This window comes from Streptomyces sp. NPDC051105 (genome assembly GCF_040682795.1).
In the GTDB taxonomy this organism is placed as follows: Bacteria; Actinomycetota; Actinomycetes; order Streptomycetales; family Streptomycetaceae; genus Streptomyces.
Genome location: NZ_JBFBBR010000013.1, coordinates 12,914 through 34,460, shown reverse-complemented (window position 1 = coordinate 34,460; position 21,547 = coordinate 12,914). Strand labels below are relative to the sequence as shown.

At 70.8% G+C, this 21,547-nt stretch carries 15 protein-coding genes; 9 read left to right on the top strand and 6 right to left on the bottom strand.

Going from position 1 to position 21,547, the window contains the following annotated elements; genetic code table 11:
* The first annotated feature begins 22 nt into the window (after nt 1-22).
* The 5 genes from AB0N16_RS28815 to fxsT are packed head-to-tail and all read left to right on the top strand — an operon-like array spanning nt 23 to nt 8,030.
* Entirely contained in the window at nt 23-400 is a 378-nt protein-coding gene (locus tag AB0N16_RS28815; RefSeq protein ID WP_351747314.1) for a CU044_2847 family protein, read from the top strand.
* Nucleotides 397-1,341 (top strand): AAA family ATPase, encoded by a 945-nt coding sequence (locus tag AB0N16_RS28810; RefSeq protein WP_365801634.1) that lies wholly within the window; start codon nt 397-399, stop codon nt 1,339-1,341. Before AB0N16_RS28815 ends, AB0N16_RS28810 begins: the two co-directional genes overlap by 4 nt.
* 8 nt (nt 1,342-1,349) lie before the next feature.
* Nucleotides 1,350-3,143 carry a magnesium chelatase gene (locus AB0N16_RS28805; protein WP_365801632.1) on the top strand — a complete coding sequence of 598 codons (1,794 nt, stop codon included), beginning with the start codon at nt 1,350-1,352 and terminating at the stop codon, nt 3,141-3,143.
* Nucleotides 3,133-4,443, top strand: coding sequence for a CHAT domain-containing protein (locus AB0N16_RS28800; protein ID WP_365801630.1), 1,311 nt, complete (start codon nt 3,133-3,135; stop codon nt 4,441-4,443). Before AB0N16_RS28805 ends, AB0N16_RS28800 begins: the two co-directional genes overlap by 11 nt.
* Nucleotides 4,440-8,030, top strand: a complete 3,591-nt coding sequence (fxsT, locus tag AB0N16_RS28795; RefSeq protein ID WP_365801628.1) for an FxSxx-COOH system tetratricopeptide repeat protein — start codon at nt 4,440-4,442, stop codon at nt 8,028-8,030. The genes AB0N16_RS28800 and fxsT overlap by 4 nt, the downstream gene beginning before the upstream one ends.
* 92 nt (nt 8,031-8,122) lie before the next feature.
* On the opposite strand, the gene AB0N16_RS28790 is transcribed toward fxsT, so the two are convergent.
* The 4 genes from AB0N16_RS28790 to AB0N16_RS28775 form a co-directional block, all read right to left on the bottom strand.
* On the bottom strand, nt 8,123-11,956 hold the full coding sequence (locus AB0N16_RS28790; protein ID WP_365801626.1) for a multifunctional oxoglutarate decarboxylase/oxoglutarate dehydrogenase thiamine pyrophosphate-binding subunit/dihydrolipoyllysine-residue succinyltransferase subunit: 3,834 nt from the start codon (nt 11,954-11,956) through the stop codon (nt 8,123-8,125).
* 341 nt (nt 11,957-12,297) lie between these two features.
* A complete protein-coding gene (locus AB0N16_RS28785; protein ID WP_351747302.1) occupies nt 12,298-13,389 on the bottom strand; it encodes a HAMP domain-containing sensor histidine kinase in 1,092 nt (363 codons plus the stop codon).
* Nucleotides 13,386-14,126: a response regulator transcription factor gene (locus AB0N16_RS28780; RefSeq protein ID WP_351747300.1), complete on the bottom strand. Its 741-nt coding sequence runs from the start codon at nt 14,124-14,126 to the stop codon at nt 13,386-13,388. Before AB0N16_RS28780 ends, AB0N16_RS28785 begins: the two co-directional genes overlap by 4 nt.
* 110 nt (nt 14,127-14,236) lie before the next feature.
* Nucleotides 14,237-14,935: a spermidine synthase gene (locus AB0N16_RS28775; RefSeq protein ID WP_365801623.1), complete on the bottom strand. Its 699-nt coding sequence runs from the start codon at nt 14,933-14,935 to the stop codon at nt 14,237-14,239.
* A 397-nt stretch (nt 14,936-15,332) separates the two neighbouring features.
* Here AB0N16_RS28775 and AB0N16_RS28770 point away from each other — a divergent pair, with 397 nt between their 5' ends.
* The 3 genes from AB0N16_RS28770 (at nt 15,333) to lon (ending at nt 18,964) form a co-directional block, all read left to right on the top strand.
* A complete protein-coding gene (locus AB0N16_RS28770) occupies nt 15,333-16,169 on the top strand; it encodes a rhomboid-like protein (protein ID WP_365801621.1) in 837 nt (278 codons plus the stop codon).
* Complete coding sequence (locus tag AB0N16_RS28765; protein ID WP_365801619.1) at nt 16,153-16,368, top strand: hypothetical protein; 216 nt, start codon at nt 16,153-16,155, stop codon at nt 16,366-16,368. Before AB0N16_RS28770 ends, AB0N16_RS28765 begins: the two co-directional genes overlap by 17 nt.
* 172 nt (nt 16,369-16,540) lie before the next feature.
* On the top strand, nt 16,541-18,964 hold the full coding sequence (lon, locus tag AB0N16_RS28760; RefSeq protein ID WP_365801618.1) for an endopeptidase La: 2,424 nt from the start codon (nt 16,541-16,543) through the stop codon (nt 18,962-18,964).
* Between the two features lie 67 nt (nt 18,965-19,031).
* Here the strand turns inward: lon and AB0N16_RS28755 are convergent, their stop codons facing one another.
* The gene (locus AB0N16_RS28755; RefSeq protein WP_365801617.1) at nt 19,032-19,838 is read right to left on the bottom strand and encodes a lysozyme; all 807 of its coding nucleotides are present in this window, start codon (nt 19,836-19,838) and stop codon (nt 19,032-19,034) included.
* Between the two features lie 275 nt (nt 19,839-20,113).
* Here AB0N16_RS28755 and AB0N16_RS28750 point away from each other — a divergent pair, with 275 nt between their 5' ends.
* On the top strand, nt 20,114-20,605 hold the full coding sequence (locus AB0N16_RS28750) for a MarR family transcriptional regulator (RefSeq protein ID WP_365801616.1): 492 nt from the start codon (nt 20,114-20,116) through the stop codon (nt 20,603-20,605).
* A 33-nt stretch (nt 20,606-20,638) separates the two neighbouring features.
* On the opposite strand, the gene AB0N16_RS28745 is transcribed toward AB0N16_RS28750, so the two are convergent.
* The gene (locus tag AB0N16_RS28745; protein ID WP_365801614.1) at nt 20,639-21,427 is read right to left on the bottom strand and encodes a protein phosphatase 2C domain-containing protein; all 789 of its coding nucleotides are present in this window, start codon (nt 21,425-21,427) and stop codon (nt 20,639-20,641) included.
* Nucleotides 21,428-21,547 lie beyond the last annotated feature (120 nt).

Sequence of the window (21,547 nt, the reverse complement as noted above, 5' to 3'; positions counted from 1 at the left end):
GTGAGTTCACTCAGGGGGACGTGTGGTGATCCTGGTCGGGCCCGAGCCGGACGGTGCGGACGGGCCCATACCCATCGAGGTCGAAACGGACCTGCACCCGGCCTCGTACGACGGTCTCGACGCGGTCTACGGTGACGAGGTCACCCGGGACGGGGCGGCCCAGCGTGTCGTGCAGGTCGCCCGTGACGCCTACACCGACGCCCTCGACCTAGCCCGCCGGTGCGCCGCCCAGGCGGTCCGGCGGTTCGGGGAGCTGGGTGAGGAGGTCCGGCCCGACGAGATCGAGATACAGCTCGCCATCAAGGTGGACGCCGGAGTGGCCGCCCTGGTCAAGAGCGGGGCGGAGGCCCAACTGCAGGTCACCTTCCGGTGGCGCACGGGAACGGGAGCCGCATCGTGAACCGAGCCGCGAACGGCGTCCACATCCTGCCGTACTCACGGGTCGTGGGACAGGCGGAGCTGAAGCTGGCTCTCCAGCTCAACCACATCGTGCCGCGCATCGGAGGGGTACTGATCGCCGGCCCGCGCGGCACTGCCAAGTCCACCCTCGTCCGGGCGTTCGCCCTGATGGCGCACGGCGAGCTTCCGGTCACGCTGCCCATCAACGCCACCGACGACCGCGTCCTGGGCGGCTGGGACCTCGACGCGCTCATCCGGGGCGAGGCCCGTCCGCAGCCGGGCCTGCTGGAGGAGGCCGACGGCAAGGGACTGCTCTACGTGGACGAGGTCAACCTCCTCGACGACCACCTTGTCAACATCATCCTCGACGTCGTCTCCACCGGAGTACTGTCCGTGCAGCGCGAGGGGCTGGCCACCGCGAAGCACCTCTCGTTCGGTCTGGTCGGCACGATGAACCCGGAAGAGGGCGGACTGCGACCCCAACTCCTCGACCGCTTCGGCCTGATGGTCACCGCCGGGCAGCTCGACGCGGACGCCCGGCAACGCATGCTCCGGACCGTTCTCGACTTCGAGCAGGAACTCACGAAAGAGGAGTCCGGCTGGCTGACCGCGGCGGAGGAGGACGACGCGGACGTCCGTGAACGCCTGACGGCCGCCCGTCGCCGGGCACCGTCCGTCCATGTGTCCGACGATGTCCTGCGGCTCTGTGCGGCGGCGGCCGAGCGGGTCGATGCCGTCGGGCAGCGGGGTGAGATCGTCGCGATGCTGGCGGCCCGTGCCCTGGCAGCGCTGGAGGGGGCGGACGAGGCCGGCCCCGCACACCTGCGCCGCGTCCTGCCCCTGGCACTGCGACATCGGCGGCCCGAGACCGCCCACGGTGCCGTGTTCGACTGGGGGCCGGACGACGAGGCCCAGGTCGGGGAAGTCTTCGAGACGGTCTGAGGCATGCCATGGCCACTGACAGGATCCTCGCGGAGCCGGAAGACCTCGCGGCGAGACTCACCCTCGCCCTGACCTGCGCCGCCGCCGACCCAGCGCTCTCCGGCGTCCTCCTCTTCGACCTGGACCCCCGGCTGGTGGACCCGGTCGCCCGTCTCTTCACCGGCATCCTCGGAGGCGGGGGGAGTCCGGTCATGCTGGGCGCCACCAGCCGTGACGAGGACCTCTGGACCCGCACCCGGCTCCACCGCGAGCGCGACGGCATCTCTTTCCGCACGGAACCCGGCCCCCTCGTGGAGGGTGACGGCCGCTCCGGGCCGCCGGCGCTGATCGTGGTGCCCGACCTGACCCGGCTGAGCGTGGCGGGCATGCGGGCCGCGGTACAACTCCTCGGCGCCGATGTCGCCGTGGTCGAGCACACCGGCCTCAGCCACACGGCACGCCCGACAGCACGCTGGCTCGCGGCCTGTCCCTCGGCCGAGGCGGGACGGCTGAGCTCCCATCTGCTGGACAGGTTCGCCGTGCGGCTGTCGGTGGCAGGCCTGAGGCTTCCGCTGCCGGACGCGGCGGCGGCCGATCCCGCCGCCCTGTCCGTGAAGGTGACCGACGAGGCACTGGACCGCATACCCGTGCTTCTCGGCCCGGGGCCGAGTGTGCGCAGGGAACTGGCCCTGGCCCGACTCGCCCGCGCCGTCGCGGCGGTGCGAGGCGAGCGGACGGCGACCGCGGCGCACTGCGACGCGGCGGCCCGGCTCATGGGCCTCACCGTGCCGGACGTCCCGCGGCCCATCGCCGCCCCTGACCCCGAGCAGACCGTGCCCCTGCCGCCGCCCAGGCGGATCCGCAGCGCGTCGCCCCGCGGTGCCCCCGACGAGAGCGCCCCGGAGCTGGAGGTCACCGTGCCGGCCCCGCCGCTGCTGGAAACCGAGCCCGCGGAGCCGATCGGCAGCACCCCTGGCGGCGCTCCCGCCGTACTCGCCACGCCCTTCCCGGAGGATGAGGCCGAAGCACTGCGCGACTTCGCGCCGCTGCGCAGCCCCTGGCAGCGCACCGCGGGTCCCGCATCGGCGCGCGGCACGGTGATCGGCACCCGGCGCGCCGGGAACCTCCGCGACCTCGCCTACGTCCGCACCGTCCGTGAAGCCGCCGTGCACCAACGCCTGCGCCGCACCGAACGGTTCACCATCTCGCCGGTCGACCTGCACAGCCACGTCCGGGCCGGTGCCCCGGAGCGCATGCTGGTGCTGGTCCTGGACCACACCTGTCGGGACGACGACTGGGACTGGCAGGACGCGTTGACCCCGTTCCTGCAGTGGGCCTACACCGAGCGGGCCGCCGTACAGACCATCGAGGTCGGCAGCGCAGGGGCCGCCGACGAGCTGAGGGCCGAATCCTTCTCGGCCCGCAGCGTCCTGGACCCGCGCGTACTCGCCTCCCTGTACCGGCCGGCGGGCCGGGCCACTCCACTTGCCCATGGCATCGAGGAAGCCGTGCGGGTGCTGCGGCGGGCCTTCCGGCAGCACGGGAACGGGCTCACCGAGGCCTGGGTCGTCGTGGTCACCGACGGCCGGGGCAATGTTCCGCTGGCCGTCAGCCATGGTGGTCGGCCGAGCGGCGAGGTGGCCGGGGCCGGGGTCGTGGACGCGGTGGAGACCGCGAGACGGATCGCGGCCATGGACCGCACCCGGGTGCACACGGCCGTGGTGGACCCGGCCCGGACCGCCTACGGGCACCTGCCCGGCCAACTGGCAGACGCCATGGCCGGTTTGGTGATCGAGGGACGAGGGGGCCCTGGTGAACGGTGAACCTCCGCGCGCCCCTCGCTGGATGGCGGAGGCCGGCAGCGCCGTACGCCGTGCCGCGCTGCCCGGGCTGAAGGCGGCAGCGCGCCGGGAGATGAGCCCCGTACTGCATCTGCGCCGTTCCCAGGAGTCGGCGGCCCGACTCGGCCGGACCGCGACCAGTCCCGGCGCCCGGCTCCCCGAGGGCTTCGCGGTCCTGCGGGTGCAGCGCAGCCACACCTCCGACGGCCGGGACGGATACCGGCTGCACGGTTGGTGCGGCCCGCTCAAGGTCGCCTGTGCGCCCGGACCGACCCGGCTGATCGCCCCGGGCATCAGTCTCGGCAACCTCAGGCGGGGGGACGGCGAATTCCCCTCCGAGGTCCTGCGCGCCGTTCTGCACTGGTCGGACAACCAACCGGCGCTCGCCCACTGGGTCAACCGCGCCCGGGCGCGGTACGGAGCCGACCTGCGCCTCATCATCTGGGACGACACCGGGTACGAACTGCCCTGGGAACTGTTCCGCCTTCCCGACGAACCGGAAATCGGCCTGCCGGGAGGCCTGTTGGGCGCCCTCGTCGCGGTCGCGCGATGGACCACGGTGTACGACGTCGACCACGACCTGCCGCGCGAGACGGGCGCGTTCCAAGGCGGCGTCCTGGCGTATCTGCACCGGGACATGGAACACGACCACAGCGCCCTCAAGCCCTATGTCCCACGGCCGCACAACGAGCTCACCCCGTTTCTCAGGGACCTCGACATCTCGGGGGACCGAACCGCCCTCGTCTACATGGGCTGCCACGGCGAGTACGGCCATACCGTCACCCGACTGCTGCTCGGGGGCCGGACCTGGGCCGAGTTCAACGGTGAGAAGATGCACCTGCTGCGCAGGGACCACTCCCTGGTCTGCCTGAACGCCTGCCACTCCGGCCGATTCGTCGACAACGGAGCGCAGGGCGAGGAGGCGTTGCGGGGATTCGCCGAACTGTTCCTGCGCAAGGGCGCGGGAGGCTGCATCGTCACGGCGGGGGCGATCGGCGATCCCGAGGCGCGGGCGATGGTGCACCGCCTGGTACGGGAGGTCACCACCCGGTCCCGGCAGCCCCTCACCGAGAAGCTCCGGGCCTTTCGGGCCGAAGCCGTCGAGGAGTTCGGGGGCCTGGCCGTCATCCCGAGCGTACGCAACGATGACGGGCAGGTCGACGCCGTCGGCCAGAAGCGGGTCCTTCGGCTTCTCTACGCCTTCATGTTCCACTACTACGGACACCCGCTCACCACGCTGCGGCTCGCCGGCCACGACGAGGGACGGAGCATCGGAGGATGAACGGGCACGCTGGACGGGAGAACACCCAGGCCGTGGACGCCGACGAGGCCCCGCTGCTGATCGAGCCTGTCGTCGCGTGGCCGCGCCAGGCCGAGACCGACTGCGACTACCTCGTCACCGTCGACCTGCGCGGACCGCTCCCGGCCGGGGACGCCACGGAGCCGGACTGGCCGTGGCGGGAGGAGGAGTTCACCTTCACCGTCACCCTCGAGGGGGCCCCGCTCTTGGCCTGCGCCGCCCTCGACGAACCCGCTGTCGTCCTGCACCGGTTCGGCGGCACATACGGCCCGGCTCGCTTCGCCGTGTCGACGGGGAGCGAGCCGGGGACCGCGTCCCTCTGGCTGACGATCAGCAACCAGTGGGGCGTACCCGTGCGCAAGGCGGAACTGCGCTCGGAGATCCGGGAGCGTGAGCCCGGCGGCCCACCGGCGGCCGGACCGGCCCTGGACCAGCCGGTGATCACGACCGTGCCGGCTGACCGCGGTCGACGCGGCTTCCGGGGCGCGCTGTCGCGTCTGCTCGGAGCGGGCGGATCGGACGAACAACCGGGTGCCGGAACGCGGGCCGAGGCGAGCCCGCCGCGTCGGCGAGACGAACAGACCCAACCGGCCGGACCGGACGGACGCGAGACGATCACCATCAGCTTCGCCGGGTTCAATCGGGCCTGGGCAGCCTGGATCGGGTACCAGCTGGAGCGGCGCGGCGTGCGGGTGATGTACGCCCGCTGGGACGCGCCGGCGGAGATTCCTCCGATAGACCTGCTGCGCGACCACCTGGCCCATGCCCAAGGCCGGGTTCTCATCATCGTCAGCGACCGGTACTTCCGGCTGGGCACCCGTACGCACGAGGAGTGGAACGCGGCTCTGCACGAGGTCGTGGCGCCGGACCCGTCCCGGTTCGCCGCCGTCTCCATCACCAATGCCGCCGTGCCCTCGGCCATCGCCGTGCTGGCCCCGGTCGACCTGACCGGCATCAGCGCCGACGAGGCCGAGCGGCGTCTCCTGGACCGGATGCGCCTTCCGGTTGACGTGCTGCCCGAGCCGTCCGGTGGTCCGCGTGGTCCGCGTTTCCCTTTCGCCGTACCCGAGGTGTGGGGCGGTGTGCCGCGCCGCAACACCCGTTTCACGGGCCGCGAACGGCTCCTCAACGCCGCCTACCACCGGCTCCAGGGCAGCGAGCCGGACGCGGGCGTCCTCACCCTGCACGGCATGTCCGGGGTGGGCAAGACACAGCTCGCCGCCGAGTACGTGTACCGCTTCGGTTCCGAGTACGACGTGGTGTGGTGGGTCAACGCCGAGAAACGGGTCACCTACCGCCGCCTGCTGGCCGAACTCGCCCCGAGACTCGGCCTGTCCACGGGCGAGGAGTACGGCGAGCGGCTGCGCGCGGTACGGGAGGCGCTGAGCCGGGGCGAGCCGTATTCCCGCTGGCTGCTCGTCCTGGACGGCGCCGACGACCCCGACCAGATCTGGGACCTGATCCCCACCGGCCCCGGACATGTGATCATCACGTCCCGCAATCCCGAGTGGGCCGATTACCACAGCCGGCTCCTCGACGTACCGGTGTACGACCGTGACGAGTCGGTGGCGTTCATCAGGCTCCGGGCGCCCCGGCTGACGGAGGCCGACGCCGACCAGCTCGCCGAGGCGCTGGAGGACCTGCCCCTGCTCCTGGACCAGACAGCCGGCTGGCTGGACGACTCCGAGCTGTCCGTCCCGGACTACATCGCCCTGCTGGACTCCGGACTCGACCAGGAAGTCGTCAAGGTGTCCGCGGACTTCCCGCTGGCTTTCCAGACGGCCTGGTCCATCCTGCTGAACAAGCTGCGTGACACTGTTCCGGAGTCCGTCGACCTCCTGCGGCTGTGCACGTTCTTCGCGCCGGGCTTCATCCCCGTTCACCTGCTGCGGGAGATGCCGCGTGACGGCCTGCCCGATCACCTGGCAGGGCTCCTCGACGACCCCCTGCTGTGGGCCAGGACGATCGACCAGCTGCGACAGTACTCCGTGGTGCGTCTGGAGTCGTACCCGCCGACGCCCGACGAGGCGCCCTCCACCGGTGAGGCGCTGTATCTGCACCGGATGGTCCACCGGATCGTCCACCAGGACATGACCACGGAGGAACTGCGGTTCTACGGCGATGTGGTGCGGGGAGCGCTGGCCGCGGCCGACCCCGGTCGTCCCAGCGACAGCCGTGACTGGAGCGCGTACGCGGAGATCGTGCCGCACCTGAGATACGCGGACGCGCTGCGCAGTGGGAACCACGGGGTGCAGACCCTGGTGCTCAACTCCCTGCGCTATCTGCTGTTCATCGGCGAGTACGCGGAGGGGATCGAACTCGGTCTCCGAACCCTGGAGTTCTGGAGAGCGCTGCTGGGCGAGTCCCATCCGCAGATCTGGGAACTGACCTACCACTACGCCAACCTGCTGCGCGCCGACGGCCACTACGCACGGACCGAGGCCATCGAGCGCGCCGCCGTGCAGCGGCTGCGGGAAGAGCGCGGCCCGGACGACCTCGACCACCTCAGGATGGCCAGCGGTCTCGCCGCCGACCTGCGGGGCCTCGGCCGGTACGAGGAGGCGCTGGAACTGAGCCGGTCGCTCCACACGGCCTACCGGGATCTCCTGGGAGAGGAGGACTCGAGGACCCTGAACGCGCTGAACAACCTCGGCTTCTCACTGCGCCAGCTCGGACGCTACGGGCAAGCTCTGGAGATGGACAGGCAGACACTGGAAGCACGCCGCCGCATCCTGTCCCGACGCCACGTGTTCACCCTCTTCTCCGAGGTCTCCTATGCCGTCGACCTGCGTCTTATGGGCCGGTATGCCGAAGCCGAGACCATTCAGACGATGAACGTTCGGGAACACGGGTTCGTCCTGGGCCCCGACAACCCCCAGACCCTGCGCGCCGAGCACAATCTGGCCCTCTGCCACTACCGCTCCGGAGACTACGCGCGAGCCGACTCGCTGCTCACCCGCGTCCTGGAGCGTTACGACCGCAAGCTCGGCGAGACTCACCTGGAGACGCTGGGCGCCGCCGTGAGCCAGAGCTGCTACGTCCGTGAGCACGGCGACTTGGGGCAGGCCCGAGAGGCGAGCGAGATCCTTGTCGCCCGTTACGGGCAGCTACTGCCGGTGGGGCACCCGTTCATCACCGGCGTACGAGCGAACCACGCCCTGGTCATGAACGCGGTCGGCGAGCGGGAGGGCGCACATGCCCTCATCGAACAGGCGCTGGCCGACATGACCGCTGCGGTCGAGGAGCAGCACCCCTACACCCTGGGCTGCGCCATCAACGCCTCCGCGTTGCGCAACGCGGTCGGAGACACCGAGTCCGCCGCCGCGCTCAGCAGGCGCACGGTCGCCCGGGCCACCGAGACCCTCGGCCCTACGCATCCTCTGACCCTGTCCGCCCGAATCGCCCTCGCGGACGACCTGCGCGGTTTGAGGGACCGTCAACAGGCCGACAGGATCGAGCAGGAGGCCCTCGCCGATCTGGCCGCGACCCTCGGGCCCCAGCACCCCCACACGCTGTCGGCTCGCACCCGCACCCGCCCCCACTGGGACTTCGAACCCCAAACCACCTGAAGCCCCCCGCGGAAGGCCGAAGGGCCCGCCCCCCGTCACGGGAACCGGGCCCTTCGGCGTGCTGCTCCGGTGGATCCGGAGCAGCCGGAGACTTACGCCTCGAACACCTCGCGCACCAGCTGCTCCTGCTCCGCCTGGTGCCGCTTCGCGGAACCGACGGCCGGGGAGGAGCTGTGCGGGCGGGAGATGCGGCGCAGGCGTTCGCCGGCCGGGATGTCCGCGCCGACCGCCAGGTCCAGGTGGTCGATCAGGTTGAGGGCGATGAACGGCCAGGCACCCTGGTTCGCCGGCTCCTCCTGGGCCCACAGGTACTTCTCGGCGTTCGGGTACTTGTTGACCTCCGCCTGGAGCTCCGCACCCGGCAGCGGGTACAGGCGCTCGACACGGATGATCGCCGTGTCCGTGACACCGCGCTTTTGCCGCTCGGCCTCCAGGTCGTAGTAGACCTTGCCGGTGCAGAAGACGACCTTGCGGACCGCGTTGGCCTCGACCGACGCGTCGCCGATGACCGGGCGGAACTGCCCGCTCGTGAACTCCTCCGCCTTCGAGGCCGCCGCCTTCAGGCGCAGCATCGACTTCGGGGTGAAGACGACCAGCGGCTTGTGGTGCGGGTTGTGCACCTGCCACCGCAGGAGGTGGAAGTAGTTCGACGGGAGGGTCGGCATGGCGACCGTCATGTTGTTCTGCGCGCACAGCTGGAGGTAGCGCTCGATACGGGCCGAGGAGTGGTCCGGGCCCTGGCCCTCGTAGCCGTGCGGGAGCAGCAGGGTGACGCCGGAGGTCTGGCCCCACTTCTGCTCGGCCGCTGAGATGTACTCGTCGATGACCGACTGGGCGCCGTTGGCGAAGTCGCCGAACTGGGCCTCCCACATCACCAGCGCGTCCGGACGGGTGAGCGAGTAGCCGTACTCGAAGCCCATCACCGCGTACTCGGAGAGCAGCGAGTTGTAGACGTTGTAGCGGGCCTGGTCCTCGGACAGGTACAGCAGCGGGGTGTAGTCGGCGCCCGTCTCGCGGTCGATGAGGACCGCGTGGCGCTGGCCGAAAGTGCCGCGCTGGGAGTCCTGGCCGGAGAGCCGGACCGGGGTGCCCTCCATCAGCAGCGAGCCGATGGCGAGGGTCTCGCCCATGCCCCAGTCGATCGTGCCGTCCTCGATCATCGCCGCCCGGCGCTGCAGCTGCGGCAGCAGACGCGGGTGGACGGTGAAGTAGTCCGGGATGTTGACCTGGGACTCGGCGATCCGCTTGAGGACCTCCGTGGAGATCGCCGTCGGGACCGCGATCGGGAAGCCGTCCTGCGGCGCCTGGGCGTCCGCGACGGCCGGCTGCGCGGTGGCCTCGCGGACCTCCGTGAAGACCTTCTCCAGCTGGCCCTGGTAGTCCTGCAGGGCCTGCTCGGCCTCTTCCAGGGTGATGTCGCCGCGGCCGATCAGGGACTCGGTGTAGAGCTTGCGCACCGAGCGCTTCTTGTCGATCAGGTCGTACATCAACGGCTGGGTGAAGGCCGGGTTGTCCGACTCGTTGTGCCCGCGGCGGCGGTAGCAGATGAGGTCGATCACCACGTCCTTGTTGAACGCCTGACGGAACTCGAAGGCCAGGCGGGCCACGCGGACCACGGCCTCCGGGTCGTCGCCGTTCACGTGGAAGATCGGGGCCTCGATCATCCGGGCCACGTCCGTCGCGTACATGGACGAACGCGACGACTCCGGGGCGGCCGTGAAGCCGACCTGGTTGTTGATGACGATGTGGACCGTGCCGCCGGTGCGGTAGCCCCGCAGCTGCGACATGTTCAGGGTCTCGGCCACCACGCCCTGGCCCGCGAAGGCCGCGTCACCGTGGATCGCGACCGGCAGGACAGTGAAGTCCGTGCCGCCCTTGTTGATGATGTCCTGCTTGGCGCGGGCGATGCCCTCGATGACCGGGTCGACCGTCTCCAGGTGGGACGGGTTCGCGGCCAGCGACACCTTGATCTGCTCGCCGTCCAGGCCGGTGAAGGTGCCCTCGGCGCCCAGGTGGTACTTGACGTCACCGGAGCCGTGCATCGACTTCGGGTCGAGGTTGCCCTCGAACTCGCGGAAGATCTGCGCGTACGACTTGCCGACGATGTTGGCGAGCACGTTCAGCCGGCCGCGGTGGGCCATGCCGATGATGATCTCGTCCAGGCGGGACTCGGCGGCCGAGTCCAGCACCGCGTCGAGCAGCGGGATGACGGACTCGCCGCCCTCCAGGGAGAAGCGCTTCTGACCGACGTACTTCGTCTGCAGGAAGGTCTCGAAGGCCTCCGCCGCGTTCAGCCGGCGCAGGATCCGCAGCTGCTCCTCGCGCTCCATCTTGGAGTGCGGGCGCTCCACGCGGTCCTGGATCCACTTGCGCTGCTTGGGGTCCTGGATGTGCATGAACTCGATGCCGGTGGTGCGGCAGTACGAGTCGCGCAGCACGCCGAGGATGTCGCGCAGCTTCATCATCGACTTGCCGGCGAAGCCGCCGACGGCGAACTCGCGCTCCAGGTCCCACAGGGTGAGACCGTGCTCGACGATGTCCAGGTCGGGGTGCTTGCGCTGCTTGTACTCCAGCGGGTCGGTGTCGGCCATGACGTGACCGCGGACCCGGTAGGAGTGGATCAGCTCGAAGACCCGGGCGGCCTTGGTGACGTCGTCGTCGTGCGAGGCGTCGATGTCCCTCAGCCAGCGGACCGGCTCGTAGGGGATCCGCAGGGCCTCGAAGATGTCGTCGTAGAAGCCGTTCTCGCCGAGGAGGTAGTTGGCGACGACGCGCAGGAACTCGCCGGAGGCGGCGCCCTGGATGACCCGGTGGTCGTAGGTCGACGTGAGCGTCATGACCTTCGAGATGCCGAGCTTGTTCAGGGTGTCCTGGGAGGTGCCCTGGAACTCCGCCGGGTAGTCCATGGAGCCGACGCCCATGATGACCGACTGGCCGGGCATCAGACGCGGCACCGAGTGGACCGTGCCGAGGCCGCCGGGGTTGGTCAGGGAGACCGTGACACCGGAGAAGTCGTCCATCGTCAGCTTGCCGTCGCGGGCGCGGCGGACGATGTCCTCGTAGGCCTGCCAGAACTCGAAGAAGTTCAGCGTCTCGGCCTTCTTGATGCCGGCCACGACGAGCTGGCGGTCGCCGTTGGGCTTCACCAGGTCGATGGCCAGGCCGAAGTTGACGTGCGGGGGCTTGACGAGGGTGGGCTTCCCGTCCTTCTCCGCGTAGTGCCAGTTCATCGACGGCATGGCCTTGATGGCCTGCACCATCGCGAAGCCGATCAGGTGCGTGAAGGAGATCTTCCCGCCCCGGGCGCGCTTCAGGTGGTTGTTGATGACGATCCGGTTGTCGAACAGCAGCTTCACCGGGACCGCGCGGACCGAGGTGGCCGTCGGCAGCTCCAGCGAGGCGTTCATGTTCTTCGCCACGGCCGCGGCGGGGCCACGCAGGGTGACCAGCTCGGGACCCTCGGGCGCCGCGGCGGCGGGCGCCGCCTTCGCGGCAGCGGCGGCCGGCTTCGCGGCGGCCGGGGCCGGAGCTGCGGCGGGCTTCGCGGGCGCTGCGGCCTGGGGAGCGGCCGGGGGGGCAGGAGCAGCCGGGGCGGGCGCCGCGGGCGCCTGAGCGGCGGGCGCGGGCGTGGCGGGCGCCGGCGCGGCCGGAGCCGCGGCCTGCTGCGCCTGCGGTTGCGCGGGCGTCGTGGTACCCGCGGCCCCCGCGGCCGCGGTACCCGCCGGAGCCGAGGCGGCGGGCGCTCCCGGCTTGTAGTCGGCGAAGAAGTCCCACCAGGCACGGTCTACCGAATTCGGGTCCTGGAGGTACTGCTGATAGATCTCGTCGACGAGCCACTCGTTCGGTCCGAACGCGGCTGCGGGATTCTTGCCCGCTTGGTCTGCGTCGGTCGAGATGCTCGAGTTACTGGGGGACTGTGGCGACACGGCGGCAACCGCCCTCTTCCGCTTCACAAGGTGATGGACAGCGGGAATCAAGGCTACGCCTCCAAGACCGTGAAGGTCAGCTCGGGCCGGTTCATCGTCGTGTAAGTCACATCGGAAACCGTGTTTCGGGGCTTGAAATGGCGGGAAACAAGCGTAGTTCCACCGCGCGAGGACTCAACCGGGCATGGCTCCGCCACGCCGGTGATCACCTCTCCCCGGCCCCCGTCGCGCTCTGCGCGGAGGCCGCACCTGATCACACGTGTCCGGCTGCGCGGACGCCCGTGCGGAACGCAGGTGGATCTTGAGGCTCCGGATCGAACTTTACGTCAACTTGGCACGGATCAAAGCCCCGGGAGGGTGACGATAATCCTGCAGCCCCGGTCGGATTCGGCCACGCCGATCCGGCCACCGTGCAGATCGACCGCCCACCGGGCGATCGCCAGCCCCAACCCCGTACCGCCGTCGCTGCCGGGCCCGTGCGGACGTCGCACGGCTCCCCGGTTGAAGCGCTCGAAGACGCGGTGCCACTCCGAGCGCGGAATGCCGGGGCCCTCGTCCAGGACCTCCAGCTCCAGCGACTCCGGCTGCAGGCCGCGCCGCGCCTTCAGGGTCACCCGGCCGTGCGGTGGGCTGTGCTTGACCGCGTTGTCGATGAGGTTCGCCACGACCTGGTGGATGCGCTCCGGGTCGGCGTGCGCGGTCAGCTCCGGCGGGGAGACGTCCAGGTGCAGATGGACGTCCGTACGGGTGTGACTGCCGGAGTTCGAGGCGAGGCCGCGCGCCCCGGCGACCATGTTGGCCTCCTTGAGCACGCCCGAGAGGTACGGCCACACCTCGAAGCGGCGCTGCCGCAGCGGTACGACGCCGTTGTCCAGGCGGGAGAGGTCCAGCAGGGTCTCCACGAGCCGTCCGAGGCGCTCGGTCTGCTTCAGGGCCGTGCGCATGGTCTCGGTGTCCGGCTCGGCGATGCCGTCGACGACGTTCTCCAGGACGGCCCGCAGGCCCGCGATGGGCGTACGCAGCTCGTGCGAGACGTTCGCCACCAGCTCCTTGCGCTGGCGGTCCTGGGCCTCCAGCTCGTCGGCCATGACGTTGATCGTCTCGGCGAGGTCGCCCAGCTCGTCCCGGCGGTTCTCGCGCACCCGGCGGGTGTAGTCGCCCTGCGAGATGGACCGGGCCACCGCGTTCATGTCGTCCAGCGGCGCGGTGAGCGAATGGGCCACGAACTGCGTTATCAACAGTGTGGCGATCATCGAGAAGACCGTGATGAAGCGCAGCTCCGTCTTGGTGTGCACCGCGATCATCGACAGGCCCGTGGTGATGAGGACCGAGACGACGACCAGCGCGCCGAGCTTGGTCTTGATCGAGAACGGGCGTACGGCGCCCCAGGGCTCCTCCCCGGGGCCTCTCGGTCCGGCCGGCCCGGCGCTCATGGCGTCGGTGTCTCCAGCGCGTAGCCCACACCGTGCACGGTGCGGATCCGCTCGGCGCCGATCTTCCGGCGCAGCGCCTTGATGTGGCTGTCGACGGTCCGGGTGCCAGAGGCGTCCGCCCAGTCCCACACCTCGGCGAGCAGCTGCTCACGGGAGAGCACCGCGCGCGGGGTGTTGGCCAGGCACACCAGCAGGTCGAACTCGGTCGGCGTGAGGTGCACGTCCTCGCTGCGCACCCGCACCCGGCGCTGCGCGTGGTCGATCTCCAGCTCGCCGAGGCGCAGGATGCCGGACCGGGGCGTGGAGGCCGCGACGGCCGCCCGCTCCACCCGGCGCAGCAGGACGTGCACCCGGGCCGCCAGCTCCCGCATGGAGAACGGCTTGGTCATGTAGTCGTCGGCGCCGACCCCGAGGCCGACCAGCATGTCGGTCTCGTCGTCGCGCGCGGTGAGCATCAGCACCGGCACCGGCCGCTGGGCCTGCACGCGACGGCAGACCTCCAGACCGTCGAAGCCGGGCAGCATGATGTCGAGGATCAGCAGGTCGGGCTGCCAGGCCTCGGCGGTGTCGACGGCGGCCGGCCCGTCGCCCGCCGTTTGCACGAGAAACCCCTCGGCGCGCAGGCGGGCCGCGATGGCGTCGACGATCGTGGGGTCGTCCTCGACGACCAGAACCCGGCGCTGGGCGCCCGGAGTGGCCGTCGCCGTGCCGTTGTGGGAGGTGTGTGTCTGCTCCATCGCCCGCCCCTGTGTGCTTTCCGGAACCAGTGGGGTGATCCCATGACTGCGATTGACGCTTGAATGATCCGCGTCAGGGATGCACATTACGGGGACAGGCGGCGCACTCGCTATCCAGGGCGGACGGCAAGGTGAACGACGTCGGGAACGCCCCGGGCAACCGGGATCTCTTCGGTACGCACCTGTTTGAACCCGGCATTCCGCAAGGATTCCTCGAATTCGGAAGAGGGCTGGGCGGACCATACGGCGAGTACCCCGCCCGGCCTCAACACCCTTGCGCAGTTGGCGAGTCCGGCCGGTGAGTAGAGGCTCGCGTTGTCCTCGTCGACGGTCCAGCCGGGCCCGTTGTCGATGTCCAGGCACAGCGCGTCGAATGTGTCGGAAGTCTCATTGACGTACGTCACGAGATCGTCTTCGACGATCGCCGTGCGCGGGTCGGCGAACGCGTGCGCGGACAGGGCGGACAGCGGTCCGTCGCGGTGCCAGTCGACGACCGCGGGCTCCCGCTCCACGACCGTGATCCGACCCCAGCGGGGCTCCCGCGCGGCGTGCGCGAGCGAGAACCCGACGCCGAGGCCGCCGATCAGCACCGCCGGTTCGGCCCGTCCGTCCAGGGCGTCCCGGGCGGCGTCCACGAGCAGCCGCTCCGAGCGGCCGTCGGAGGTGTCCATCAGGAAGCAGCCGTTGGCGATGATCTGCAGCAGGCCGCCGTGCCGGCGCAGGACCACCTCGCCGTACGGCCCCTCGCGCCGGTCCAGGACCACGGGAGGGCTGCCGTCCAGGGAGGTCGCGCCGGTCATGTCCGCCATGGCGCCCATCCTGCCCCAACAGGGCTTTGCGGCCACGCGAATTACGGGCGTCGGACGGTCGCACGGGTGTCACTCGTTCGAGGGGCGGCCCGGCGCTTCGCGCCCACCGCCGGCCTCGGGTGGCTCATATGGTTCCTCCCGACCCCCACAGTTCTTCGGAAAATCCTGTGAATCGCTCCCCGCGTGGCTTCGGTCATAGACAGCGACTCCAGGGACGGCGAAGGCTGGTGAGGTGAAACGGAAGGAGCGCCTCACCGTGGAACGGACCGTTGGGGCCGCGTCGACGCCCAGGCCGGAGCCCTTTCCGGCGACTTCGCCGGGGGCTCTTCCGGCCGCGTCGGCGGGGGCGCACGCGTCCGCTTCGGCGGGACGCCTGCCGGCTCCCGCGTCCGAGGTCATGCCGGGTGCCTTGCCGGGGCCTCTTCCGGGTGCGTCGGCGGGGCCGCTCCCCGTGGCGGAGGTCGCCGTTCTGCTGGACGGTGTGCCTCGGCAGCGTGGCTCCGGTGCGGTCCGTGCGCCGGAGGCCCCCGGCCGCCCTGTCCTGCGGGTGCGTCCCTGGCGGCTGCTGCCCACCCCCGGCGGTGCCCCGGTCACCTTCGCCTACACGGCGATCCTGGCCCTCACCTCGCTCTTCGCGACCTATGTGAGCCCCGGCCTGCTGCACACGGTGTACCAGGACTCCAGCACCGACGTCGCCCACCTCCTGCGCACACCGGTCTTCGTCCTGCTGGCCAGCGCGCTGTGGGTGGCCGGCGGTCTCCTCTCCCCGTACGCCCTCGCCTTCGTGCTGGTCCTGACCGCGCTGGAACGGCGGATAGGGGGCGCCCGCACGATCCTCGTCTTCCTGGCGGGCCATGTGCTGGCCACCCTCGCCACCGAGGTCCCGGTCGGCCTCGCGGTCCTGGTCGGCCACCTCCCCGACAGCTCCCTGCACCGCCTCGACTACGGCATCAGCTTCGGCGTGGCCGCCAGCATCGGCGCCCTCTCCGGCCTGCTCACCCCCTGGCTGCGCTGGCCGCTGCTCGGTCTGGTCGGCTACAGCCTCCTCACGGACCTCGTCGCCTTCGAGGATCCGATGACCAACTGGGGCCACCTGATCTCGCTGGGCATCGGGACGGCACTCTGGCCGGTGGTACGACGCTGGTGCCGGGAGCGGCAGCAGCCCCCGTGCCGACACCGAGGGCCTGCTCCTGCGCCCGGTGCTCCCGGGTCGCGCCGTGCGGGCGCTCGGTGAGCCGGTACGGGTCGGCGGCCAGGTCGTAGAGGCGTGGATCGGCGTGGCCGAGGCGGCCGGCCACGTACGGGGGGCCGTCGTGCTGATAGGTGATCCCGGGCGCGGGGACGGGCTGGACGGCGCGCATCCGGGCGTCGTAGGCGGCCAGCGGGGCCGCGCCGGTGTCGGTGTCGGTCATCGGCCGACCGACGGGGAATGAGCCGGTGCCGATCAACTGTTTTCCCGTCGAGGCGTCGGCTGTTCTCCCGGTCGGACGCCCGTCACGGCCAGGTCACCACGCGATCGCTCAGAGCGAACGGGGCCCGGGGAACATTCCGAGGCTCACGTGCATTGAGTCGGCATAGCTCAAGTTCAATGCCGAAGGGGAGATCATGGCTTCGACGTCCGCATCACTCACCCTCCCTGTGCTGCCGCTCGACGGCGAGGTCGTGCTGCCCGGGATGGTGGTCCCGCTGGACCTCAAGGACCCCGATGTACGTGCCGCCGTGGAGGCCGCCCAGGCCGCCGCCCGTACCGAGTCCGGCAAGCCCAGGGTGCTGCTGGTCCCGCGTATCGACGGCACCTACCCGGGCACCGGTGTGCTCGGCACCGTGGAGCAGGTCGGACGGCTGGCCGACGGTGACCCCGGCGCGCTGATCCGCGGCCGTTACCGCGTCCGCATCGGCGCCGGCACCACCGGCCCCGGTGCCGCCCTGTGGGTGGAGGGCACCCGCATCGAGGAGAACGTCCCGGAACCGGTGCCCGGTCATGTCACCGAACTGGTCAAGGAGTACAAGGCCCTCGCCACCGCATGGCTGCGCAAGCGCGCCGCCTGGCAGGTCGTGGACCGGGTGCAGGCCATCGACGACGTCTCCGCGCTCGCCGACAACTCCGGTTACTCGCCGTTCCTGACCACCGAGCAGAAGATCGAGGTCCTCGAGACCGCCGACCCGGTCGCCCGGCTCAAGCTGGCCACCCAGCAGCTGCGCGACCACCTCGCCGAGCAGGACGTGGCCGAGGCCATCGCCAAGGACGTCCAGGAGGGCGTCGACAAGCAGCAGCGCGAGTTCCTGCTCCGCCGCCAGCTCGAAGCCGTCCGCAAGGAGCTGCGCGAGCTGAACGGCGAGAACTCCAAGGATTCGGCTGAGGAGTCCGACGACTACCGCACCCGCGTGGAGGCCGCCGACCTGCCCGAGAAGGTCCGCGAGGCCGCCCTCAAGGAGGTCGACAAGCTGGAGCGGTCCAGCGACCAGTCGCCCGAGGGTTCGTGGATCCGCACCTGGCTGGACACGGTGCTGGAACTCCCGTGGAACGAGCGGACCGAGGACCAGTACGACATCCAGGGCGCCAAGGCGGTCCTGGACGCCGAGCACGCCGGCCTGGAGGACGTGAAGGAGCGGATCACCGAGTACCTGGCGGTGCGCAAGCGCCGCAGCGACCGGGGGCTCGGGGTCATCGGCGGCCGCCGTGGCGGTGCCGTCCTCGCCCTCGTCGGTCCGCCCGGTGTCGGCAAGACCTCGCTCGGTGAGTCGGTCGCCCATGCCATGGGGCGGAAGTTCGTCCGGGTCGCCCTCGGCGGTGTCCGTGACGAGGCCGAGATCCGTGGTCACCGGCGTACGTACGTGGGCGCGCTGCCCGGCCGGATCGTCCGCGCCATCAAGGAGGCCGGTTCGATGAACCCGGTCGTCCTCCTCGACGAGATCGACAAGGTGGGGTCCGACTTCCGGGGCGACCCGGCGGCCGCCCTGCTCGAAGTCCTCGACCCGGCGCAGAACCACACCTTCCGCGACCACTACCTGGAAGTCGAACTCGACCTGTCCGACGTCGTCTTCCTCGCCACCGCCAACGTCCTGGAGGCCATCCCGGAGGCCCTGCTCGACCGTATGGAGCTGGTCCGCCTGGACGGCTACACCGAGGACGAGAAGGTCGTCATCGCCCGTGACCACCTGCTCCCGCGCCAGCTGGAGCGGGCGGGCATCGACAAGGACGAGGTCGTCCTGGAGGAGAGCGCGCTGCGCAAGCTCGCCGGCGAGTACACCCGGGAGGCGGGCGTCCGCACCCTGGAGCGGTCGATCGCCCGGCTGCTGCGCAAGGTCGCGGCCCAGCACGAACTGGGGCAGCGGGAACTGCCGTTCACGGTCAGGGACGAGGACCTGCGCGCCCTGATCGGCCGGCCGCACCACGTGCCCGAGTCCGCCCAGGACCCGGCCGAGCGCCGTACGGCGGTCCCGGGCGTGGCGACGGGGCTCGCGGTCACCGGAGCGGGCGGCGACGTCCTCTTCGTGGAGGCATCGCTGGCCGACCCGGAGACGGGCGCGGCGGGACTGACCCTCACCGGTCAGCTGGGTGACGTGATGAAGGAGAGCGCGCAGATCGCCCTGTCCTTCCTCCGCTCGCACGGCGCCGAACTGGAACTCCCGGTCGGCGACCTGAAGGAGCGGGGCGTGCACATCCACTTCCCGGCGGGCGCGGTCCCGAAGGACGGCCCGAGCGCCGGCGTCACCATGACGACGGCCCTCGCGTCCCTCCTGTCGGGCCGGCTGGTCCGCACGGACGTGGCGATGACCGGTGAGGTCTCGCTGACCGGCCGGGTGCTGCCCATCGGCGGCGTGAAGCAGAAGCTGCTCGCCGCCCAGCGCGCCGGGGTGAGGACCGTCATCATCCCCAAGCGCAACGAGGCCGACCTGGACGACGTCCCGGCGGAGGTGCTGGACAAGCTGGACGTCCACGCCGTCACCGACGTCCGCCAGGTCCTGGAACTGGCGCTCGCGCCCGCCACGAACGGCGTGGCGCCGGAGGTTCCGGTAGCGGCGTGACGGACGCTGCCGGATGAAGAAGGCCCGGGTCCCCGCGAGGAGTCCCGGGCCTTCGCCCTGCGCGGTGTCAGCCGTTGGCGAGTGCGATCACCCGGTCAAGGGCTCCGTTGAACTTGTCGTGGTCCCCGACGGTCGGACCGGACGACGTGTACTGCCACGCCGTGTAGTACGACCAGCCGGCCGGCAGCGTCCCCACGTCCGAGGCGTACCGGGCGATCCACAGCGGGTTCTTCGCGGCGAAGCCGCTGTAGTTGCCGGTGCAGTCGGTCCACCAGCTGGTCGCTGTGTAGATCACGGCGTCCCGGCCGGTCCGCGCCTTGTAGGTGTTCAGGAAGTCGGCGATCCAGCTGACCATCGCGCTCGCGGACTTGCCGTAGCACGCGGCGCCGTAAGGGTTCCACTCGATGTCGAGGACGCCGGGCAGCGTCCGGCCGTCCCGCGACCAGCCGCCGCCGTGGTCGACGAAGTAGTTGGCCTGGGTGGCGCCGCTCGTGGTGTCCGGGGTCGCGAAGTGGTACGCGCCGCGGATCATGCCCACGTCGTAGGAGCCGTTGTACTGCTGGGTGAAGTAGGGGTTCTTGTAGTACGTGCCTTCGGTCGCCTTGGTGTACGCCCATGTGACCCCGCTGCTCAGCAGGGTCGACCAGGCGACGTTGCCCTGGTACCCGGCGACGTCGACACCCTCGGTCTGGGTGGCGTCGCCGCTCTTGGGCGTACCGCTCTGGCCGTCGTGGGCCAGGACGCCCATGCCCATGTACGCCGAACCGCGGGCGGGGGTGCCCGTGTCGGCGTGGGCCGGGGTCAGGGGGACCGTCGCGAGCAGCGGCGCGAGCAGTCCGGTGAGGAGGGTGGGGGCGGCTCTGTGCACGGGCATGACGTGCCTCCGTGGGTGAGGTGGGGGTCCCAGATATGCCAGAGACGGTCGGCGCGAGAGGCGCGACACGACGCGAGGTCACACGGCGCGACGCCAACCGCTGGCGTGGGCATGCCATCGATTGCCTGGTGGAGACGCTACGCACGGAGAAGAAGCCGGGGAAGGGGGTCCGGACGCTGCCGTTGGTCTACGCCTGCGAAATACTTGGCGAGCTGCGGTGATGACGGGGTTTGACGGAAACTTTCAGGACTGCGAAACCGATCAGGGGTGCTGACGTGCACGAGGACGAACAGGGCGACGAACAGGCCGCCGCCACCGGGTTGACGCCAAGTGGTGCGGACCAGGAATTCCTGACCCTGGAACGCGAGTTGACGGTGCTGCTGCGGCGCGCCCGGGCCAACCAGGGGGAGATGGCCCGCGAGGTCCACCCCGACCTGGAGTCCGCCGCGTACGGCCTGCTGGTCCGGCTCGACGAGTGCGGCGGCCAGCGCGCCACCGAACTGGCCGCCTACATCGGCGTCGGCAAGGCCACCATGTCCCGCCAGCTGCGGGCCCTGGAGGAACTCGGGCTGATCGCCCGCCAGCCCGACCCGGCCGACGGACGGGCCTGGCTGGTCGCCCTCACCGACGAGGGCCGGCGCCGGGTCGGTACGGTCCGCGAGGCCCGCCGCGGCCGCTACGTCAGCCAGCTCGCCCACTGGCCACGCCAGGAGGTCGCCGAACTGGCCCGGCTGCTGCACCAGCTGAACGGCGTCATGGAGAAGTAGCCGCCGGCGGGGGTCGAGAACTCACCCGGGCTTTCAGAACTCGACGTGCACCACCGTCGCGTCGTCGTGCGTCTTGCTCCGCCGCAGGAACGCCCGGTTCTCCCGGTCGGCCGCCTCCAGCTCCCGTACCCGGTCCACCAGCGCCCGCGCGCCCTCCTTGCGTACGACGTCGAAGAGGGCCGTCCAGTCGCCCTCGTGGAACTTCTCGGTCCAGCGGGTCGCCCCGTCGGTGAGGGCCGCGAGGGCGCCGACGCGGTGCCGGGGCACGCTCCCGGTGACCGCGCGGGCCGCGACCGAGGGGTCGGCGGCGGCCGTGAAGAAGCCGCCCTCCTTGTTGCGGACCGTGGCGTCGGCGATCGCGTCCGTGGTCAGGGAGGAGCGGGGGACGCGGTCGAGCCGGTCGTCCAGGACCGGGATGACGGTGCCGTCGGGGGAGCGCAGGAGCAGGGCGGAGTCGGACAGGACCAGGTACTCCACGGTGTCCTCGGACCAGCGGGCCAGAACGACCGTCGCCTGGGGTGTGCGCGGGTGAGAAAGGTCACAGGTGTCACCGTGTGCGTCGGCTGTGCGGAGGATCGCCTGTTCGAGGATCTCCCGCAGCGTCAGATCTCGTGCTGAAACGGTCAGTTCGGTCAGCGCGCCGCCGAGCCGCGCGGTGAACCAGGGAACGGAATGCAGACACCCGGTTCCGTCCTTCGGCGGGGTGACCCCGTCCAGGACGATCACACAACCCCCCTGCCCCGAGGCGGGAAGTCCGACACCGGCGAAGTCCTCGTTGGGGCGGTCGGGGGCGCCGGGTTCCGAAACGACTTCAGTACGCATTCGGTCAGTCTGCACGACCCCTTCACGATCTTCGCCAAAGGCTGGCAACCCCCCGGGAATTTACGCGGTCCCGCAGGTCAGCCGCCTGTTTTGGGGTGGAATAGCGCACTCCGGGAAGGC

Bases quoted from the DNA above. Each gene is read 5' to 3' on its own strand.
- AB0N16_RS28805 (WP_365801632.1), top strand. From the start codon at position 1,350: ATGGCCACTGACAGGATCCTCGCGGAGCCGGAAGACCTCGCGGCGAGA.
- fxsT (WP_365801628.1), top strand. From the start codon at position 4,440: ATGAACGGGCACGCTGGACGGGAGAACACCCAGGCCGTGGACGCCGAC.
- AB0N16_RS28785 (WP_351747302.1), bottom strand. From the start codon at position 13,389: ATGAGCGCCGGGCCGGCCGGACCGAGAGGCCCCGGGGAGGAGCCCTGG.
- AB0N16_RS28780 (WP_351747300.1), bottom strand. From the start codon at position 14,126: ATGGAGCAGACACACACCTCCCACAACGGCACGGCGACGGCCACTCCG.
- AB0N16_RS28775 (WP_365801623.1), bottom strand. From the start codon at position 14,935: ATGGCGGACATGACCGGCGCGACCTCCCTGGACGGCAGCCCTCCCGTG.
- AB0N16_RS28770 (WP_365801621.1), top strand. From the start codon at position 15,333: ATGCCGGGTGCCTTGCCGGGGCCTCTTCCGGGTGCGTCGGCGGGGCCG.
- lon (WP_365801618.1), top strand. From the start codon at position 16,541: ATGGCTTCGACGTCCGCATCACTCACCCTCCCTGTGCTGCCGCTCGAC.
- AB0N16_RS28755 (WP_365801617.1), bottom strand. From the start codon at position 19,838: ATGCCCGTGCACAGAGCCGCCCCCACCCTCCTCACCGGACTGCTCGCG.
- AB0N16_RS28745 (WP_365801614.1), bottom strand. From the start codon at position 21,427: ATGCGTACTGAAGTCGTTTCGGAACCCGGCGCCCCCGACCGCCCCAAC.